Raw genomic sequence first — 18,271 nt, 5'->3', positions numbered from 1 at the left:
CACTCGCCTTGGCGTTAAACAGGAGTAAGCGGGATGCAAGAAACTCAATTTGGGACCAGGCTCGTCCAGGAGGACAAGCGTTGGCTGCTTGGCGATGCGGACCTGGGCAATGTGCTGGCGCCGTTTTCCGCAGACCTCGCCGCGCCTGTCAGCCTTGAATCGGTACCACAGTCGGCGCCGTTATTGTTGCCGCAGCCGCAGCCGCAGCCGCAGCCGCAGCCGCAACCGCAGCCGCAGCCGCAACTCCAACCCCAGCCGCAACCACTGCCGGAGCTGACCTCGGCGCTGATCACCGTCAGTGTGGACATCAACGCTCTGGCCCAAGAGCAAATTCGGTTGCGCGAATCGCTGGAAACGCTCACCAGCACGCTGTTCATTAGCGCCAATTCGCTGGCAACCAAGACGGCAGAGGTCCGCGCGGGAGTCGCAGAAAGCAAGCAGGACAAGCCTGCGTCTGCTAATCCGTCCTGGGGGGAAAAAAGTGTTGAACTGGCCACGGATGCCGTCAAGTTCGTCGGCAAGGAAGTGTTCACCGGTTTGTGGGATAAAGCCAAAGACCGTCTTTCAGGCAAGGCGATTGATGCGGTGGCTGCCAGGTATCCGAAGGGTGCCAAGTGGCTCAAGGACGATAACGGCAAGGGTGCTGAAAAAGGCAAGGACTGTTGCTGCACGGGAGCACTGCCTGCGCAGATTCGCGGCCCGCTTGATAGCGCTGCCGCACAGTTGCCAGAGAGTGTCGGTGAGACCGCCAGGAAAGAAGAGAAGGCACGCCCCAAAGATAATCCCAGGAGGCCGCGCGGCAAGCGTAACAAGGCCCGTCAAATAAAATCGCGCGAGGTCAAAATCCCAGAGGTCAGAAGGCGGACGGATCTCAAATCGCAGCCTACTGTCACGCCAGCCCCTGCTGCGCCGCCAGTCAATATCATGGGCCAGCCGCAGCTAGCGTTCGACAGCAAACGGGTGAGCGAGACTACACGCAGTATTTCCGGCAACTCATTGACCTCTTACGCAGCCGCTTCGGCAGACCGAGTCGCAGCACAGGGTGGGCCCAAGGGTTTGGCCCCTGGACTGTCGGGGACGCTCGCAAAGCTTGAATCGTCCGCCGTACGCCGCCTTGGCCCGCTGAAGTATGTCGACACCGCCGTGGATGTGATCCAGGGCGTACGCAATGGCGACGCCAAGGCCGTCGGTGCTGGCCTTAGCACTGCTGGCGGCGCCTGGGCGGGAGCATCCGCCGGCGCCGCGCTCGGCACGCTGGTTTTCCCTGGCATTGGCACCGCAGTCGGTGGCGCCATCGGTGGCTTGCTCGGCAGCGAAGCCGGCAGTTGGCTTGGGGACAAGTTGTTCGGTTCAGGCGATCGTCTACCTGCGCCGAACGCGCTGAGTAAAGAGCTCAACAGCGCGCGAACGGACAACGTCCAGGTCACGCTCTCACCGAGCATCCAGATCACCGGCGTTAATCCGGCGGACGCCCAGCAAGTGGTCAATCAGGTGATCCAGGCCCTGCAGTTTCAATGCGTGCCGATGGTCACCGATTCCCTGGGCATCCGGCGCAACGCGGCACTGGCCGATCCTTCAGGAGGTGATTGATGCGACAACAAATGGTGCTGGGCGACTTTATTTTTGGCTTATCCCGAGGGTTCGCCTATTCCACACTGGCCCGCAACAGCGACGGCGGCTGGAGTGACCTGGCGATTATTGCCAGCAAGCCGCAGTCGCGTCAGAGCGGCCAGAAGCTGGAAAAACTCACCTTCAGCGGCACGGCCATGTACGCCGTTGGCATGCAGCGCCTGGACGAATTGCGCGCTCTGCAAAATGCGCGGGCGCCGTTGCCGCTGGTCGACGGTATCGGCCGTAACTGGGGCCTGTGGCGGATCAATTCGGTGGTGGAAGCCCAAAGCAATGTGATCGATGACGGCACTGCCATGGTCATGACCTGGACCCTTGAGCTGGAGGAGTACGTCAATGCGTAGAGTGCGAAGTATTGCCGGTGATTCGGTCAACCTGCTGCTCTACCGCGAACTGGGGCGTTGCGATGACGCGGCGGAAGAAACCCTCTGGCGCTTGAACCCTGAACTGGCTGAATACGGCCCGGTACTGCCGGCAGGCGTATGGGTGGTCGTGCCTGAGATGCAAGCCCGGCCGGCTGCTGTACGGCCCGTTCTGGCCTGGGATTAAGGAGGCTGCATGGCACAGGGATTTACCCCGATCGTAGAGTTCTACGGCGCCAACGCGGCGCTGCTCAATCAACGCCTGATGCACTGGAGCCACACCGACGCCGCGGGTATCCAGACTGACCGCCTGGAACTGACCCTTAATATAGAAGGGTTGGAGGGCTTGCCCAGCCTCAGTGGCAAGATTGGCCTGCGCGTCGGTTACCAGGAAACCGGCTTGGTGGAAAAAGGCGAGTTTGTTGTCACCCAACGCACCCCAGTGTTGTTTCCGATGCGCCTGATGATCGTGGCGACCGCCGCGCCCTTCAGCGAGGCGGATAAAAGCGGCTATCGCCAGCGCCGCTCCGCCAGCCATGGGCCGACTACCTTGGGGGCATTGTTTCGCCAAGTGGTCAGCCGCCATGGTTTTTCACCGCGAGTGGCACCGACACTGGACGGCATTGCAATTGCGCACATCGACCAGTCCAACGAAAGCGACATGGCCTTCATCACCCGCCTGGCCAAGCGTTACAACGCGGTCACCAAGCCGTTTAACGAGCTTTACGTGCTGGCCGAAGCGGGGCAGGCCAAGTCCCTTACCGGCCAGTTGCTGCCCGAAGTGAAGCTGTCTGTGACACACGACAACCGCCCGGGAGACCAGGCCTTTATCACCGCCAAGCTCGACGAAAAATCGCGCTCCAAGTACATGGGCAGCCGCGTCAGCTGGTGGGATTCCGGGGCTGGCAAGCAGCGCATGGTCCAGGTCGGGATTGCCCCGTTCAAGACCGTGCGCCAGCGCTGCCAGAACGAAGCCGAAGCCCGCGCCGTGGCCGAAGGCGAACTGCGCCGGGTGGGCCGTGAAGGTTTGAAGCTGCAGATCGATTGCCCCGGTAACCCTTTGCTCGCTGCCGAAGGCTTGCTGGTGCTGGATGAAACCTGGCCTTCGTATATGCAGGGGCGCTGGTCGATTACTCAAGTGACCCACGTTGGCGACCCGGCGACGGGATATCGCAGCTCGATCATGGCCAGTGGACTGGCGTCTTGATCGTCACTACTGCGCGCCGTTGAAGCTCCCCATTACCGACCTGAAGCGATACAGGAACCAAGATGCCTATGAACGACGAAGAATTGGCCGCGATCAACCGCTTGATCGCCGCCCTGCAAACCCAGACCGATGGCCAGGTGGCGCTCAACGCGGCCATTCGACTGTTGGCCCAGAGCAACCAGGCGTTGGTCGACCTGATCAAGAGCCGAGAGCCGGACCCGAATGCGCCGCCTTATCTGGATGGCAAACCGGCCCCCTGATCCCGTCTCGACCTGCCTTGCACGCAGCAACACAGCCGTTGCACCCCACAGCCCGCCTTCGCGGGTTTTTTATTGTTCATGGAGAACATTCGATGTCGATTCTTACCCAAGGTACCCAGATTTTTGCCCTCGTCCCGCCGGTCTCCGGCACCGGGCCCTACACCGTGCTGGAAGTCGAGCACGCCACTTCGTTCGAACCGGGCGGTGCCCCGGCCGAGCAGATTGAAGACACCAGCCTCAATGCCGAAGAGCGCAGCTACAAGAAAGGTTTGCGTACCCCTGGCACGGCGAGCCTGGGCCTGAACGCCGACCCGACCAACGCCAGCCATATCCGCCTGCACCAGCTCTCCGAGGCCAAGGGCGATACCGGCGTGAAGTGGGCGGTGGGCTGGTCCGACGGCAAGGACGTGCTGCCAACCGTCAACGCCAAGGGCGATGGCTTTGAGCTGCCGGCAACCCGCACCTGGTTCACATTCGACGGCTACGTCTCGGACTTCCCGTTCAACTTCGCACTGAACGCAGTCGTGACCACCACCGTCACCATCCAACGCACCGGCGCCAGCGCCTGGATCAAGAAAGTCTGAGAGACGCCATGAACCTCAAACAACTGAAAGCCAAGGGCGGCATCGTCGATGCCCAGCCGGTGAAGAAAGACATCAGCTGGACGCACCTGGACAGCAAAACCGGCAAGCAAGTGACTGACACATTCACGGTGCACATCCGTCGCCAGTCGTTCGGTGTGATCGAACGTCTGTTCAGCCAGGGCGAGTCGGCACAGAGCCGCAACGCCAGCTACCTCGCGGCCTCAGTGTCGTTGGGGGCCGAGGGTGATGAAGCCCTGAGTTACGACGATGCGTTCGGTCTTGAGCCGTCATTGGGGTTTGTGATCCTCAATGCAGTCAATGAGGTCAATGGCACCCAGGGTGGTGGCGCAAAGAGCTGACGGCCGCCGATGAGTTCTGGCACGAACTGGTGCTGAACGGAGTGGGCGGCCGCACGATCGCCGAAGCCAAGGAACGCATGACCTACCACGAAGCCCTGGCCTGGGGACGCTATATCGACCGATATGGCTCCCTGCACGCCGGTAGGCGGCTGGAGGCGGGCAGCGCGTTGGTGGCGCTGCAGACCCACCGGCTGGGCGGCGGCACGGCCGAGATGATTGACTTCATGCCCCACGAGCTGCGCCGGGGTGTGTCGCTTGAACGTGCGATGAACGAGTGGCGTTAAGGACGACGCCACTTTCCTTGAAACCCGTTTCGACGGGTTTTATCCATGACCCGGAGAAACCTATGGCAACTGCTTCCCAGGGTAATCTGACGCTCAACCTCGGCAGCCTGGAGCAGGCCCTGGCGAAGGCGTCGCGGATTACCGAAAACAGCATGCGCGAGATGCAGCAGAAGATCGAGGACGCCAGTAAAAAGGTCAGCGCCTCTGCCGCAGCTGCGCTACAGGTCACGTCCGGCCAGTTCAAGGGCTTTCAAAGGGCCTATGACCCGGCCACGGATGCGGCGGAAAAATTTATCCAGAAAAATGCGCAACTGGTGCAAGTGCTCAAGCAGAGCCAGGGTGCGCAGAATGATTTTGTTGGCGCGCTGGATGCGCAGTCCAGTTACACCGAGCGGGCGGGGCTGAAGTTTCCAGTGGGTGGGCCGTACGCAGAGGCTGTACCGACGCCTTCGGGTGACGACGCGACGATGGCATTTCTGGACGACGCAAAGACCCGGCAGGTAAAGAGCAACTTCGCCGAAATGACGCAGTTGCTTGATGACTGGCGCCAGGGGGCGAGCAGCGCATTCGAAGAGTATTCGACCAAGGCAGGCACGGCGGCCGAGCAGTCGAAGGCAGTGTTTAGCAGTGCTTTCGAAAAGATGGACCAGGCGGTGCTGACGTTCGCAACCACGGGCAAATTCAATTTTTCGGATTTCGCCACGTCAGTGCTCAAGGACATGGCCACGATGGCGGCGAAGACCGCGGCATCCAGTGCGCTGAGTTCGTTGTTCGGGCTGGCCAGTTCGGCAGTGGGCGCCTGGTTGGGCAGCAGCACGCCCACTCCGACAACCACCAGTGTCGGTGCTAACAGCTACACCTTTAACCCCCAGCTCAACACGGCGGGTATTCATTACAACGCGAAAGGGAGCGCCTGGAACTACGGTGTTCAAGCCTTCGCCAACGGCGGCACCTTCACCAATTCCGTCGCCTCAGGCCCAACCCTGGCCCCCATGGCCCTGTTCGGCGAAGCCGGCCCCGAAGCCATCATGCCTCTGAGTCGTGGCTCCGACGGCTCCCTCGGTGTGCGCGCACTGGGCGGCGGTCAGTCAGGCAGCACCAGCAGCAACCAGGTGGTGATCCAGCAAACCATCAACGTTGCCGACGGCCAGGGCTCAGGCACCGACACCAACGCCCAGAACGTTGCCCGCGCCTACGCCGGCTCTGCCCGTCAGGGCGCCGCCGAGCAGATCGCCCGCGACCTCAAGCCGGGCGGGCAAATCTGGTCGGCCATCAATGGCCGCTGATCATCAACGGCTTACGCCTGGAGAAAACATGAGCACAGAAACTTTCACATGGGTGCCCAAGGTGGAGCCCGTCGGCAGCGTCGAGTTTCGTCTTAAGACGGCCAAATTCGGCGATGGCTACCAGCAAACGGCAGCGGACGGGATCAACAACAAGACCCAGTCCTGGCCACTGACGTTCGTGGGTGATGAAGCGCGCATCAAAGCGATCGTTGCTTTCCTTGATCGCCATGCCGGCGCCAAGGCGTTCAACTGGACCGCACCACTGGCAGCGCCTGCGTTGTATCGCTGCAAGGGTTACCAGCCAACGCCCATGGGCGCCGGGCTCTACTCCCTGACGGCAACGTTCGAGCAAGCCTTCCACCCCTAGCGCGCCTCCACCCCGCCGTAGTGCGGGGTTTTCTTTGCCCGGAGAATCATATGTCCATCACTGCAGATATCCAGACCCTGGAGCCCGGGGCCTGGGTGGAGCTTTTCGAGCTCGATGCCACCCCCCTGGGTGCCGAGTTGTACCGATTTCACGGTTACCCTAAGGAGTCATCGATCTTCTGGCAGGGCCACGAATATTCACCCTGGCCGATCCAGGCCGAGGGCTTCGAAATGTCGGGGCAGGGCACCCAACCGACGCCGACACTGGCCGTAGGCAACGTCGGCGGTTTCATCACGGCGCTGGTGCTGTATTTCGAAGACCTGGTAGGCGCGCGCCTGATCCGCCATCGGACTTTGGCCAAGTACCTCGACGGCCAGCCCGAAGCTGACCCGGAAGAGGAACTGCCGCCAGACATCTGGTACGTCGAGCGCAAGGTTGCCGAAAGCAGTGAGACGGTGAAGTTCGAACTGGCCAGCGCGCTGGACTTCAACGGCGTGCAACTGCCCCGTCGACAGATCGTTGCCAACGTATGTTGGTGGCTCAGCTGCGGCGGTTATCGCGGCCCCTATTGCGGCTACAACGGCGGCCCGGTGGCGGATGCCAATGACGTGATTGTCACCGACGCGGCCAAGGATAAATGCGGTGGGCGGCTGACCAGCTGCAAGCTGCGTTTCGGCGAGAACAACCCACTTCCCTACGGCTCATTCCCGGCAGCCGGACTATTGCGGAGCTGAGCATGAACAAGACCAATCTGGCGGCGATTGCCCGGCACGCCGTGGCCGCGTATCCCCATGAGTGCTGCGGCCTGCTGATTCGTGAAGGGCGCAAGCGTGTGTATGTGCCGTGTCGAAATACGGCGAGCACACCCAGCGAACACTTTCGCCTGGCACCCGAGGACTACGCTGGCGCCGAAGAGCGGGGCGAGATTCTCGCGGTGGTGCACAGCCATCCGGATTGTCCGGCGACACCCAGTGAAGCAGACCGCGTGGCGTGCGAAGCCTCCGGGTTGCCCTGGCACATTGTTGAGGTACGCACCGACGACGACGGACAGGTGCGTACCGGTGAATGGGCCAGTTGCACGCCAAACGGCTACCAGGCGCCCCTGATCGGTCGTGCCTTCGCCCACGGCGTGCATGACTGCCTGAGCATCATCCTCGACTACTACCGCCGCGAGCTGGGCATCGAGCTTGGCGACTATCAGCGTGAAGACGGTTGGTGGGACAAGGGCGGCAACCTCTACCTGGACAACCTGCCGGCCGCCGGTTTCGTGCAGGTCAGCCAACTGCAACAGGGCGATATCGTGCTGATGCAGATCCGGTCGCCAGTGCCCAACCATGCCGCGATCTACCTGGCCGACGGCGTGCTGCAAAGCGAACCCGAGCATTACCCGGCCCCAGGTTCCATCCTGCACCACCTGTATGGTCGCGACAGCAAGCGCGATACCTACGGCGGCTATTGGGGCGAGGTGACGGTCAGCTATTGGCGACATGGCCTGCGGGCCAAACACTAACCACATCGGCGGATCATTCGCCTGGAGGATGCCATGCATCATGAAAAAGTCAGGACGGTGCGCCTCTACGGCAGCCTGGGCGCGAGCTTCGGGCGTGTGCATCGGCTGGCGGTGAGCAATGCTTCGGAAGCGATCCATGCGCTGTGCATTCTGGTGCCGGGGTTCGAGCGTTTCTTGATGGAGTCCAAGGACCGGGGCGTGACGTATTCGATTTTCCTGGGCCGCGACAACATTGGCCAGGATCGCCTCAAGGCACCTCCAGGCGCTGCGGATATCCGTATCGCACCGGTGCTGATGGGCAGCAAGCGCGCAGGGTCGATGCAAACCATTATTGGTGTGGCGCTGATTGTGGCTGCGTCGTACTTCTCTGGCGGTCTGGCCTCGGGCAGTTCCTCTGCCTTGATCGGCGCTTCATCCACCACCGGTTGGACCTTCGCCGCGAGCATGGGGATTTCCATGGCCATGGGTGGCGTCGCGCAGTTGATGTCACCCATGGCCAAAGGCCTGGGAACCATGGACCGTCCGGAAAACCGTGCGAGTTACAGCTTCAATGGGCCGGTCAATACAAGCATTCAAGGCAGCCCGGTGGGCCTGCTTTATGGTCAGTTGACGGTAGGCAGCGCGGTAATCAGCGCAGGCATTTATGCACAGGACCAACTATGAGGAAGATTGCGGTGACTCCCGATTCCCCAACGTGCGTGCCAGCCATACAACAAGCCGCCACTGAAAAGGTGCGCACGGTTCGCTTGTACGGCGTGCTGGGTGCGCGCTTTGGCAGAGTGCATCGATTGGCGGTCAGTAGCGTTTCAGAAGCCATCCGGGCCCTGAGCATTCTCCTGCCTGGCTTTGAACGTTTCCTGATGGAATCCAAAGACAACGGGCTGACCTATTCGGTGTTCATGGGCAAGCAAAACATTCCCCAGGAGCGCCTCGGTGCCCCTGTCGGCAATGACGACATCCGCCTGGCGCCAGTGCTGATCGGCAGCAAGCGCGCAGGCGCCCTGCAGACCATTGTCGGTGCGGTGCTGATCGTCGTTGGCGCAATTATCACGGGCGGCACCTTTGGTGCCGGCGCACCGTTTGGTTCGAGCCTGATCATGATGGGCGCCTCCATGGTAATGGGCGGGGTAATGCAAATGTTGTCACCCGTGCCCAAGGGCCTGGCGGCGCAAGATGGCCCCAACAACCGCGCCAGCTACAGCTTCAACGGACCGGTCAACACCAGCGCCCAGGGCAACCCGGTAGGCCTGCTTTACGGCCAACTGATCGTCGGCAGCTCGGTGATCAGCGCCGGGATCTACACCCAGGATCAACTCTAACGTTCCTGCTCTTCAACCAGCCCGCCAAGTGCGGGCTTTATTTCGCCTGAAGGAAAGCCATGACTGACCTCACTCTCGCTGGCAGCAAAGGCGGCGCGTCCAAGCCCCGTCCCTCCGTGGAGGCGCCAGACAGCCTGCAAAGTACGGCCTATGCCCGTATCCTCGATCTCGTCAGCGAAGGCGAGATTGTCGGTTTGAAAAACGATAAGCGCTCGGTGTTTCTCGACGAGACCCCGCTGGCCAACGCCGATGGCAGCCTCAACTTCAGTGGCGTGACCCTCGACACCCGCAATGGCAGCCAGGACCAGTCACATATCCCCGGCTTCCCGGCAGTGGAAAACGAAAGCCCGGTGTCCATCGAGCTGCGCAGCGATCAGCCCTGGACCAAGTCCTACTCCAACCTGCAATTGTCGGCAGTGCGGATACGCCTGGCGGTTACGCGGCTGTCGCAGACCAACACCAGCAACGGCGACACCAACGGTTATACCGTGCAGTACGCCATTGACCTGTCTACCGACGGCGGTGCGTTTACAGAGGTGCTGGCCGCCGCGTTCAGCGGTAAAACCACCACCAAGTACGAACGTTCCCACCGCGTTGACTTGCCCCCTGCCAAAGTGGGTTGGGCCCTGCGCGTGCGGCGGATCACACCGAACTCCACCAGTGGCGCGATTGCCGATACCACCACCGTGGAGTCTTCCACCGAGGTGATTGATGCCAAGCTGCGCTACCCGGGCTCGGCGTTGATCGGTCTGCAATTCGATGCCGCGCAATTCCAGTCGATCCCCTCGCGCTCTTTCGAACTGCGTGGGCGAATCATCAAGGTGCCGAGTAACTACGACCCGCAAACCCGTGTTTACAGCGGCGTGTGGGACGGCACGTTCAAATCCGCCTGGACCGACAATCCGGCATGGATTTACTACGATCTGCTGTTGCACCAACGCTATGGCCTGGGCCACCTGCTCAACGCCGGCCAAGTGGACAAATGGGAGCTGTACCGCATCGGCCAGTACTGCGACCAGCCGGTGTCCGACGGCAAGGGCGGCACCGAACCGCGCTTCACCTGCAACCTGTACCTGTCGGTGCGCGCCGATGCCTTGAAGGTGCTGCAAGACCTGGCGACCACCTTCCGGGGCATGGCCTATTGGGGCGCGGGTTCGGTGATGGCGGTGGCGGATATGCCGGAGGACCCGGTCTACACCTACTCCAACGCCAACGTCATCGGCGGCCAATTCATCTACGGCGGCTCGGCGAAAAAGACCCGCTACACCGTCGCCCTGGTCAGCTGGAATGACCCGACGGATTTCTATCGCCAGAAGGTGCAGTACGTCGACGACGCCGAAGGCATCGCGCGCTACGGCATCCAGCAAACCGAAATCAGTGCCACCGGTTGTACCTCCCAGGCGCAAGCCCAGCGCATCGGCAAATGGGCGTTGCTGACCAACCGCCTGGAAACCGAAAGCGTGACCTTCTCGGTCGGCCTGGACGGCACCCTGGCGCGGCCCGGCCAGATCATCCGCGTGGCCGACAACGACCGCGCCGGCCGCCGCATTGGCGGGCGCCTGCGTGCTGCCACACTCGACAGCCTGACCCTGGATGCCGAAGTCACCGCCACTGCCGGCGACACCATCACCCTGGTAATGCCCAACGGCAAGGCGGTGTCCCGAGCGGTCAAATCCGTCAGCGCCGCAGGTGCGGATGAACAGTTGGTAGTGCTGCAAACCAAGCTCGACGAACTCCCGCCGGCCCAATCGATCTGGGCCATCGACTCCGCGACCCTGGCTTTGCAACAGTTTCGCGTACTGTCGATTTCCGAAGACTTTTCGGATGACGAAATCAAATACAGCCTCAGCGCGGTCAAGCACGTACCGAGCAAATTTGCCGCCATCGACAACGGCGCCAAAATCGACAGCCCGCCGATCACCGTGATCCCGCCGAGCGTGCAAGCAGCACCTACCGGGGTAACGGTCAGTAATGACCATTTCGTCGAGCAAGGCAGCGCGGTCAATGTCATGACCATCGAGTGGCAGCGGGCGGCCAATGCCATTGCCTATGAGGCTTACTGGCGCAAGAACGACGGTGAGTGGGTCTACGCTGGCCGCACGGGCGGCAGTTCTATCGAGGTGTCCGGCATTTATGCCGGGCGTTATGTGGCCAAGGTGCGGGCGATCAACGCGCTGGATATCGGCTCCCTGTATAGCGAGTCTGTAGAGACTGTACTTAACGGCAAGACCACACTGCCGCCGACCGTGGCCGCGCTGACGACGGAGTCGTTGGTGTTTGCGATCAAGGTCAAATGGCAGATTCCGCAGGGTGTAAGCACCGCGGATTTGCAACGCACGGAGATCTGGTACGGGAAAACCGCTGATTTGGCGATGGCAACCAAGTTGGGGGATTACGCCTATCCGCAGACCGATTTGACCATGATGGGGCTGGCGGCGGGGACATCGTTGTTTTTCTGGGCACGGTTGGTGGATCGCACGGGCAATATCGGGCCGTGGTTTCCAAGCGGGTCGGGCGTCAACGGGCAAGCGAGTTCGGATGCGTCGCCGATTCTGGATCTGATCGCAGGGCAAATCAGCGAGACGGAACTGGGCAAGCACTTGCTCGACCGTATCGAGTTGATTGATGGATCTGGCTCGGGTTCGGTCAACGACCGATTGGACAATACCCGTAAAGAACTGCAAGCACTGGTTGATCAAGTCACGGATGCGTTGCTGTACGACGCGGCCAGGGCATATGCCAGTGGCGAGTTTGTACGCCAGGAGAGTCATCTTTACCAGGCTATCCAGGCAGTACCGGCTAACAGCCCACCGCCTAACGCGGCTTATTGGCTGGACATTGGCTCCCTGGTGCAAACCAGCAATGCACTGGCGTTGCAGATCCAGCAGAACAAAACGGCGATTGAGACGGTGGACGGCAAGGTCACCAGTACTGCCCAGAAAACCGACGGGGTGTATGCCCAGGTCAACCCGAAGATGGCAGGTGACGAGCAAACCTCATTCGCGGGCGATGACGTTTCCATGGCTGGCACTTGGTCGGTGATGTCGGCGATTGCCGAGGGTGATATTGCCCAGGCAATGAAGACGGATGCGTTGGAGGTGAGGGTCAATCAGAACCGAGCCAGTATTACCACCGTAGACAGCGCTTCTGCTTCCCGGGATGAAGCCCTTGCCCAGCGGGTTACGCGGCTGGATGCAAGGGTCAGTCAGAACCAGGCCAGTATCACCAACGTAGACAGCGCTTCTGCCTCCCGAGATGAAGCCCTTGGCCAGCGGGTTACGCAGCTGGATGCAAAGGTCAATAACAACTCGGCATCGATCGATACGCGACTGACGACCTTGGCCACTGCGGATAAAACGCTGGCCCAAAGCATTGAAACGGTACAGACCAAAGTTAACCAACAGTCAGTGAGTATCCAGACCAATGCCTCGGCGATTGCGGATACCAATGGGAAGTTGGCGGCGAATTGGTCAGTGCGGATGCAAGTTGCTGCGGGTGGTGGTTATAAGTTCGCCGGTATTGGGTTGGGCATCGAGAATGGTCCAGGTGGGTTGCAAAGTCAGTTTCTGATTTCGGCGGATCAGTTTGCGATTTATAACGAAAATACCCCGGGTAAGCCGACAACGCCCTTCGCAGTCAGGGGGACTGAGACGTTTATCGATAGTGCATTCATTCAGAACGGCACGATCACTAACGCCAAAATTGGTCAGGTTATTCAGTCCAATGATTATCAGCCGGGTGTCCGTGGTTGGAAGCTTGACAAGGCGGGGGGGTTGGAACTTAACGGGGTAGGGGGCGGTGGCCGGATGACCATCAGCAATCAATTGGTTCAAGTGTTTGATGCTAACCAGGTATTGCGTGTTCGATTCGGGATCTGGGGTTAATCACCAACCCATCAACAGGAGAGAGGCTATGGCAGCAGGATTTCAAGCGTTCAATGCACAGGGCGGAGTGCTGGTCGATGTAAATACTCGGCTTGCCCGGGTCATTGGCAGAATAAGCAGCGGCACGGGAGCAGGTTCGTTGGTGGTCGATGCATTTGCCCAAGGTCGTCCTTGGTATATGGTCACACTTGAGGCCGGCATCAATGTTACTGATGGGCCCCAATGCCGTATTTCGCAGAACACCTTGATGTGGAGTGCCTCTGTCAATCCAGGGCTTATTACGTACGGTATTTCATGATGGCTATTGGCTTTCAAGTTTTAAACGATGACCGTAGTGTCCTCCTTGATCAAAACTTTAAAACCTACGGTTTTGTGAGTAAGACAACTCAGGTGAGTACTGCCACCAGCAGTAACCCGGCGTGGGGGCAGTACTTGGATGTCTGGATACCGGATGCCGAGGAAATTGTGGCTGTACGCGCCCAGAATGAAGCTCACTCAGTGTGCCTGGCGAATGTATCGCGCAGTGGCGGCGGTTACATCCAGCGTTACGTCACGGACGGTTCAACGATCGTCAACTTGGATGTATATCGTTTCCGGCCGGGCGTGTCTGCGGGAGGTGCCTTTGGCATGCAGATATTCAATGACCATGGCGAGTTGGTGTATGACGCGACGACGCCTCAGTTAATTGTAAGAGACGTATTGGTCGGAACGGATAATTTTGAGGCGGTGGTCGGCGATCATAATTATGAAGCAGGCAAGAAATATGCAGTTGTGTTTGGAGGCCGATGTGGGCGAAGTTGGCGCACCACGCAATTTACAGGTGGCGGTGGGAACTTTAGGATTAATGAGTATGCGAGCACCAACTTCTTCACTCACGGCCCAGGTAAAATAAATTTCAAGGTCAAATATTATTATTATTTTGGTTATACCAAGCAGCATCAGGTGAAAGAGTTTAATTATCGAGCTGAAGCCTACAGCTACCTCGTAGTAGACGTAAGCGGGATATGACTACGAGAGATAACAAGATAAGGATATTGCTGAGCTTGAAATGGATTTTCAATTTGGAGGTGAAGGATGTCACGACAAGAAATTGATCTCGGTACGCGCCCCAGCGGCGTAGGGGGTGATACTCCGCGTAGCGCTAACTTTAAAATCAACGCAATGACTCAAGAGCTATATAGCCGGATGGATGCACTTGGCTCGGCGGCTTCCGGCATATTGACGACAAGCGCCGATGACCATACTCCAGGCCGAGTCGTTCGCGTGGGCGACTTCGGCGTGGGTGCCTACAATCCCCTCCCGGAAGCAGACCTTGATGGTGTGCGCAAAGCGGGCACCTATTATTCAATATCCGGCTTGCATACCCCCACAGGCCAAAACGGTTGGTTGACCGTCAATGAGGCCGGCGCCGGCTATACCATGCAAGAGTACTTCGTCGTCAACGACGCTTCGAGGTGGGTTCGTGTGGAGGTTGTGGGTGTTTGGCAACCCTGGCAAAAAGTCCTCACCGACGGCCCGGGCCTGGCTTCCACCCAGCAACGGCTGGGTCTCAAGTCGCGTGCCTTCCAGGCCGATGGTGAGCGCCTGCTGGGGCAGAACACTACGGAGGCGGGGAGGGCCAGTGGTTCGCTGGTTTCCTCGCTGACCATCCACACCACCATCCCCTATACCGAGAGCGAGTCGCCGTTGATTCGTTGTGTGGGCTGCATAAACGGTTACACGTCGCCGTTTACGCTCGACCTGTCCTGGTACTACTACCAGGGCGCGTTCAGTTCCGGCGTTGCGCTGTTGAATGCAGCATCCCCGGCCATCGGCAGCGTGCAAAGCGGATCCGCTTTGAAAGTCAGCGTGTACCGCCGTCCAGAGACCGGCCTGATGTCGATTTACATCGGTTTTCCCGGCGTGGTCTACCTGCCCCGGTTTGCGATGTACTCAATTCAGACTGGCACCCTTGAAGTGCCTGCCGCCTTTGCATCGAACTGGATCACAGAAGCGGACATCGCACCGCCTACCAGCGGCATGAACATGGGCGCGCTGAATGTCATCACCACTCTGAACACGGCCAACTGCGCAAAACAGGCTGATGGCTCGATAAAGGCGATTTGAAAATGAGAGCAGTCATTGAACTAAGCGGGGCCGAGGGCGCCTGCACGGTTGTGCCGTTCAGCAATCAAAAAGTCACCTCCAAGCGAAAGGCTCAAGGTGTCTATGAAGTGCGCGGTACGTTGGGTCTTATCCCGCTGGCGCCTGAAGGAAGTGGGTGGGGCTACAGCATGGGAGTGGGTGAGAAAGAGGTTTCGGCAGTTGTCACGTACTCCCGAAAAATCATGACCGTTAAATTGCAAAAAGATGGGCAACCCTACGAGTTGGTGGGGGCCGTCTCTTTGCATTGTGAAATCGCTGATTCGGCTCCGGTGGTCGTGCCAGTTTTTTGAATAGTTGACTGGCGTTTCCGGTGCCCGCCTTTGTGCGGGCTTTTTATTGAAATGACTATGGAGAGTCCACATGGCACGACAGGAAATCAATATTGGTGCGGCACCCACTGGCGTCGGCGGTGACACACCGCGCAGCGCCAGTATCAAGATCAACGCAATGACCCAGGAGCTGTTCGCCCGCCAGGCTCAGTTGGGCACTGCAGCCACTCAAAACGTGGTGAGCGGCAGCGACGACTTCACCCCAGGGCGGGTGTCAATGATGGGTCATGCGGGCTGGGGTGCCGAGCCCATTTCGAAACAGCCCACCGACGATGCCAACGAACTGCCGCGTGTCAGTGGGTTGTTTCAGTTTGGTAATGGGGGCGCCAACCTCCCCAATCCTTATGTGCAGATCCTGCAGATTGCCAACTCGGGTGGCTATATCTGGCAAACCGCGAAAGCCATGCTGGATGAGTCGGTTTTCACCCGTGGTCGACGGGCTGATGGCCAGTGGACGCCGTGGCGCGCCGAAATCAATACCTCGGTTTTCGCTCTGGGGACTGCGCCAGGCGCGACGCCGGGAGAATTGATGGGGCTATCGGCGGCGCAAACCGCTTCGCCCAACAAAGCCAATACCGGCCTGTACAGCTACTACCTGCACCCCGACGGTGTGCCGGGCTTTGGTGCGATCAGTGTGCTGTCCCAGGCGTGGGGCCATGACCCGCAATGGCGTGCGCAGTTGTCGATGGCGGTATCGGGGGACGGTATTCACTTCCGCCAGTTCAGTGTCAACCCAGGCGCGGCTGCGCCCAACTGGCGCAGCATTCTTCATAACGGCAACGCGATTTCCGGGGTACTCAACGCTGGCCCTTCGGGTGCCCTGCCGATTAATTCGGGGCTCATCGAGCGCGGTGGTTCGCTTGATAATTGGTACTTCCGCTTTGCCGGCGGTTTGCAAATCTGTCAGCAGCGCTTCACCGGCTACACCGCTGGTGTCACGCGCAACGTTGCATGGCTGGCGGCTTTCGCGGATACGCCTGTGGCGGTGTTCCCCAACATTTACCCGTCGATTGACTGGGACATGTCGGCCAGGTGCTACGGCAATAGTGGTTCCTACTTTTTTATGTCTGACCGGACGCTGAACAATATCGTGACAGTGACGGCAATCGGGAGATGGCACGCATGATTATTCACCATGTTCCTTTTCGGCCTCTTGGCACCGCGACTCCCACGACAGCCTTTGTCGAAGGTGAAATATTGATCCTGAATGACCAGAGGATTGACCTTTCGCTGATCCCTGACGGGATGACCCTGCCGATGTCCGCCATCGGGCATGAATTGTTCGCAGGGCCCGTCAGCCGTCGTAATGGCGAGATCGAATTGACCTTGAAGCTGGCCGTCAACGCGGATGCGCCAGCTTACATGTGGCAGAACGGCAGGCTCCAGGTATCGGCCGGGCCGGTTCCCTTTCCGGTCGAGCCGATTGATCTGCCCACTCACTTAGCCAAACCCGCGGAGGACTTGAGCGATGTTTGATTTGTCGAAACTTGAAAAAAACCAGACGCCCCAAGACCTCCAGGCACAGGCGGACTCGCGTGAGGCCCTCGCTTATCTGGCGTCTACCGACTGGTACAGTTTGCGGTTTCTTGAAGAGAACACGCCCGTACCCGCAGAGATTCTGGCGGCCAGGGCGGTGGCCCGTGGCAAGGTCATCCCATGACGCTCGCGCAACTTCAGCAAGTCTTCCCACGCGCCCGCTCTCTAGCGGGCGTTTTCATATCCTCACTCAACTTGGCAATGCTGAATCGGCAAATCAACACTCCCCAACGCGCCGCAGCCTTCCTCGCTCAAATCGGTCACGAGTCCGGTGAGCTGCACTACGTGCGCGAGCTGGGCAGTGATCAATACCTGAGCAAATACGACACCGGCGTCTTGGCGGCGCGCCTGGGCAACACCCCCGAAGCGGACGCAGATGGACAAAAGTATCGTGGCAGAGGGCTGATCCAGATAACCGGCCGTCGTAATTACCTTGCGTGCAGCCAGGCCCTGTTCGGCGATGATCGCCTGCTGCTCCAGCCGCAACTGCTGGAACAACCGCAATGGGCCTGCGAATCCGCCGCCTGGTTCTGGCAAAGCAACGGCCTCAACGAGCTCGCCGACAAAGACCAGTTCACCACCATCACCCGGCGCATCAACGGTGGGCTCAACGGTCTGGACGACCGTTTGCAGTTGTGGGCGCGGGCGAAGGCGGTGCTATGCGTTTCCTAGGTGCGTTTCGCTTGGTGGGTGTGTGCCTGCTCATGGCGCTTGTTTGGCAGGTGCAGGCGTGGCGATACAGGGCGCAGTTGGAGCTGCAATCGGTGGTCCACGCGCAAGCGCTCAGCCAACAAAGCCAGGCAATCCTTCGCCAGCAACAGGCCGAACAGACCAAGCGCCTGGCCCTTGAGCAACAGCTCAACGCCAGCGACCAGCAACACACCCAGGAATTAACCAATGCCCAACGCAATCAAGCTGCTCTGCGCGACCGCCTGGCCACTGCTGATGTGCGGCTGTCAGTCCTTCTCGACAGCGCCGCCACTGGCTGTACAGTGCCTGCCTCCACCACCGCCGGCAGCCTGGTTCATGCAGCCCCGCGAGCCCGACTTGACCCGGCGCATGCTCAGCGAATTATCCGCATCACCGACGACGGCGACAGCGCCCTGATCGCCTTGCGCGCTTGCCAGGCCTATGTGCAGGCCGTCGCGCGTTAGCCTCTTGATGCACTCTGTATCTTGCATGGCCGATAGGCTCCTGTAGGGTAGGCGAA

Annotated in this window: 24 protein-coding genes; all 24 read left to right on the top strand. The window is 59.8% G+C overall.

Going from position 1 to position 18,271, the window contains the following annotated elements; translation table 11 throughout:
* The first annotated feature begins 33 nt into the window (after positions 1-33).
* The 24 genes from E4O98_RS05725 (at position 34) to E4O98_RS05610 (ending at position 18,215) form a co-directional block, all read left to right on the top strand.
* Positions 34-1,590, top strand: a complete 1,557-nt coding sequence (locus E4O98_RS05725; RefSeq protein WP_223017646.1) for a tail tape measure protein — start codon at positions 34-36, stop codon at positions 1,588-1,590.
* Positions 1,590-1,973 (top strand): phage tail protein, encoded by a 384-nt coding sequence (locus E4O98_RS05720; protein ID WP_005785407.1) that lies wholly within the window; start codon positions 1,590-1,592, stop codon positions 1,971-1,973. Before E4O98_RS05725 ends, E4O98_RS05720 begins: the two co-directional genes overlap by 1 nt.
* Entirely contained in the window at positions 1,966-2,178 is a 213-nt protein-coding gene (locus E4O98_RS05715) for a tail protein X (protein WP_005785409.1), read from the top strand. Before E4O98_RS05720 ends, E4O98_RS05715 begins: the two co-directional genes overlap by 8 nt.
* A 9-nt stretch (positions 2,179-2,187) precedes the next feature.
* Positions 2,188-3,198: a contractile injection system protein, VgrG/Pvc8 family gene (locus tag E4O98_RS05710; protein WP_103733419.1), complete on the top strand. Its 1,011-nt coding sequence runs from the start codon at positions 2,188-2,190 to the stop codon at positions 3,196-3,198.
* 62 nt (positions 3,199-3,260) lie between these two features.
* Entirely contained in the window at positions 3,261-3,458 is a 198-nt protein-coding gene (locus E4O98_RS05705; protein ID WP_228391189.1) for a hypothetical protein, read from the top strand.
* Positions 3,459-3,550: 92 nt separating this feature from the next.
* A complete protein-coding gene (locus E4O98_RS05700; protein ID WP_005785416.1) occupies positions 3,551-4,042 on the top strand; it encodes a phage tail tube protein in 492 nt (163 codons plus the stop codon).
* An 8-nt stretch (positions 4,043-4,050) separates the two neighbouring features.
* Positions 4,051-4,401: a phage tail assembly chaperone family protein, TAC gene (locus E4O98_RS05695; protein WP_005785418.1), complete on the top strand. Its 351-nt coding sequence runs from the start codon at positions 4,051-4,053 to the stop codon at positions 4,399-4,401.
* 29 nt (positions 4,402-4,430) lie between these two features.
* Positions 4,431-4,685, top strand: coding sequence for a hypothetical protein (locus E4O98_RS05690; RefSeq protein WP_032803291.1), 255 nt, complete (start codon positions 4,431-4,433; stop codon positions 4,683-4,685).
* Between the two features lie 62 nt (positions 4,686-4,747).
* Positions 4,748-5,971, top strand: a complete 1,224-nt coding sequence (locus E4O98_RS05685; protein ID WP_078820431.1) for a phage tail tape measure C-terminal domain-containing protein — start codon at positions 4,748-4,750, stop codon at positions 5,969-5,971.
* A gap of 28 nt (positions 5,972-5,999) precedes the next feature.
* The gene (locus E4O98_RS05680) at positions 6,000-6,338 is read left to right on the top strand and encodes a phage tail protein (protein ID WP_005785426.1); all 339 of its coding nucleotides are present in this window, start codon (positions 6,000-6,002) and stop codon (positions 6,336-6,338) included.
* Between the two features lie 50 nt (positions 6,339-6,388).
* Positions 6,389-7,072 carry a phage minor tail protein L gene (locus E4O98_RS05675; protein ID WP_223017650.1) on the top strand — a complete coding sequence of 228 codons (684 nt, stop codon included), beginning with the start codon at positions 6,389-6,391 and terminating at the stop codon, positions 7,070-7,072.
* Between the two features lie 2 nt (positions 7,073-7,074).
* Positions 7,075-7,848, top strand: a complete 774-nt coding sequence (locus E4O98_RS05670; RefSeq protein WP_005785430.1) for a Mov34/MPN/PAD-1 family protein — start codon at positions 7,075-7,077, stop codon at positions 7,846-7,848.
* A 33-nt stretch (positions 7,849-7,881) separates the two neighbouring features.
* Positions 7,882-8,511: a tail assembly protein gene (locus E4O98_RS05665; RefSeq protein ID WP_005785432.1), complete on the top strand. Its 630-nt coding sequence runs from the start codon at positions 7,882-7,884 to the stop codon at positions 8,509-8,511.
* Complete coding sequence (locus tag E4O98_RS05660) at positions 8,508-9,167, top strand: tail assembly protein (protein ID WP_228309406.1); 660 nt, start codon at positions 8,508-8,510, stop codon at positions 9,165-9,167. Before E4O98_RS05665 ends, E4O98_RS05660 begins: the two co-directional genes overlap by 4 nt.
* Before the next feature lie 59 nt (positions 9,168-9,226).
* Positions 9,227-13,051 carry a phage tail protein gene (locus tag E4O98_RS05655; RefSeq protein WP_248134385.1) on the top strand — a complete coding sequence of 1,275 codons (3,825 nt, stop codon included), beginning with the start codon at positions 9,227-9,229 and terminating at the stop codon, positions 13,049-13,051.
* 28 nt (positions 13,052-13,079) lie between these two features.
* On the top strand, positions 13,080-13,349 hold the full coding sequence (locus E4O98_RS05650) for a hypothetical protein (protein ID WP_146097855.1): 270 nt from the start codon (positions 13,080-13,082) through the stop codon (positions 13,347-13,349).
* Complete coding sequence (locus tag E4O98_RS05645; protein WP_248134383.1) at positions 13,346-14,059, top strand: hypothetical protein; 714 nt, start codon at positions 13,346-13,348, stop codon at positions 14,057-14,059. Before E4O98_RS05650 ends, E4O98_RS05645 begins: the two co-directional genes overlap by 4 nt.
* 66 nt (positions 14,060-14,125) lie before the next feature.
* Entirely contained in the window at positions 14,126-15,157 is a 1,032-nt protein-coding gene (locus E4O98_RS05640; RefSeq protein WP_146097857.1) for a pyocin knob domain-containing protein, read from the top strand.
* A 2-nt stretch (positions 15,158-15,159) separates the two neighbouring features.
* Entirely contained in the window at positions 15,160-15,486 is a 327-nt protein-coding gene (locus E4O98_RS05635) for a hypothetical protein (protein WP_103733423.1), read from the top strand.
* Between the two features lie 70 nt (positions 15,487-15,556).
* Entirely contained in the window at positions 15,557-16,651 is a 1,095-nt protein-coding gene (locus E4O98_RS05630; protein ID WP_005785442.1) for a hypothetical protein, read from the top strand.
* On the top strand, positions 16,648-17,001 hold the full coding sequence (locus E4O98_RS05625) for a hypothetical protein (protein ID WP_103733424.1): 354 nt from the start codon (positions 16,648-16,650) through the stop codon (positions 16,999-17,001). The genes E4O98_RS05630 and E4O98_RS05625 overlap by 4 nt, the downstream gene beginning before the upstream one ends.
* Positions 16,994-17,185, top strand: a complete 192-nt coding sequence (locus tag E4O98_RS05620; RefSeq protein ID WP_103733425.1) for a hypothetical protein — start codon at positions 16,994-16,996, stop codon at positions 17,183-17,185. Before E4O98_RS05625 ends, E4O98_RS05620 begins: the two co-directional genes overlap by 8 nt.
* On the top strand, positions 17,182-17,733 hold the full coding sequence (locus E4O98_RS05615; protein ID WP_103733426.1) for a glycoside hydrolase family 19 protein: 552 nt from the start codon (positions 17,182-17,184) through the stop codon (positions 17,731-17,733). Before E4O98_RS05620 ends, E4O98_RS05615 begins: the two co-directional genes overlap by 4 nt.
* Complete coding sequence (locus E4O98_RS05610) at positions 17,721-18,215, top strand: lysis system i-spanin subunit Rz (RefSeq protein ID WP_248134382.1); 495 nt, start codon at positions 17,721-17,723, stop codon at positions 18,213-18,215. Before E4O98_RS05615 ends, E4O98_RS05610 begins: the two co-directional genes overlap by 13 nt.
* Positions 18,216-18,271 lie beyond the last annotated feature (56 nt).

Source organism: Pseudomonas sp. W2Jun17 (assembly GCF_023127795.1).
In the GTDB taxonomy this organism is placed as follows: domain Bacteria; phylum Pseudomonadota; class Gammaproteobacteria; order Pseudomonadales; family Pseudomonadaceae; genus Aquipseudomonas; species Aquipseudomonas synxantha_A.
Note: the sequence above shows the minus strand (reverse complement) of the source record. Positions and strands in the feature narration are given on the sequence as shown.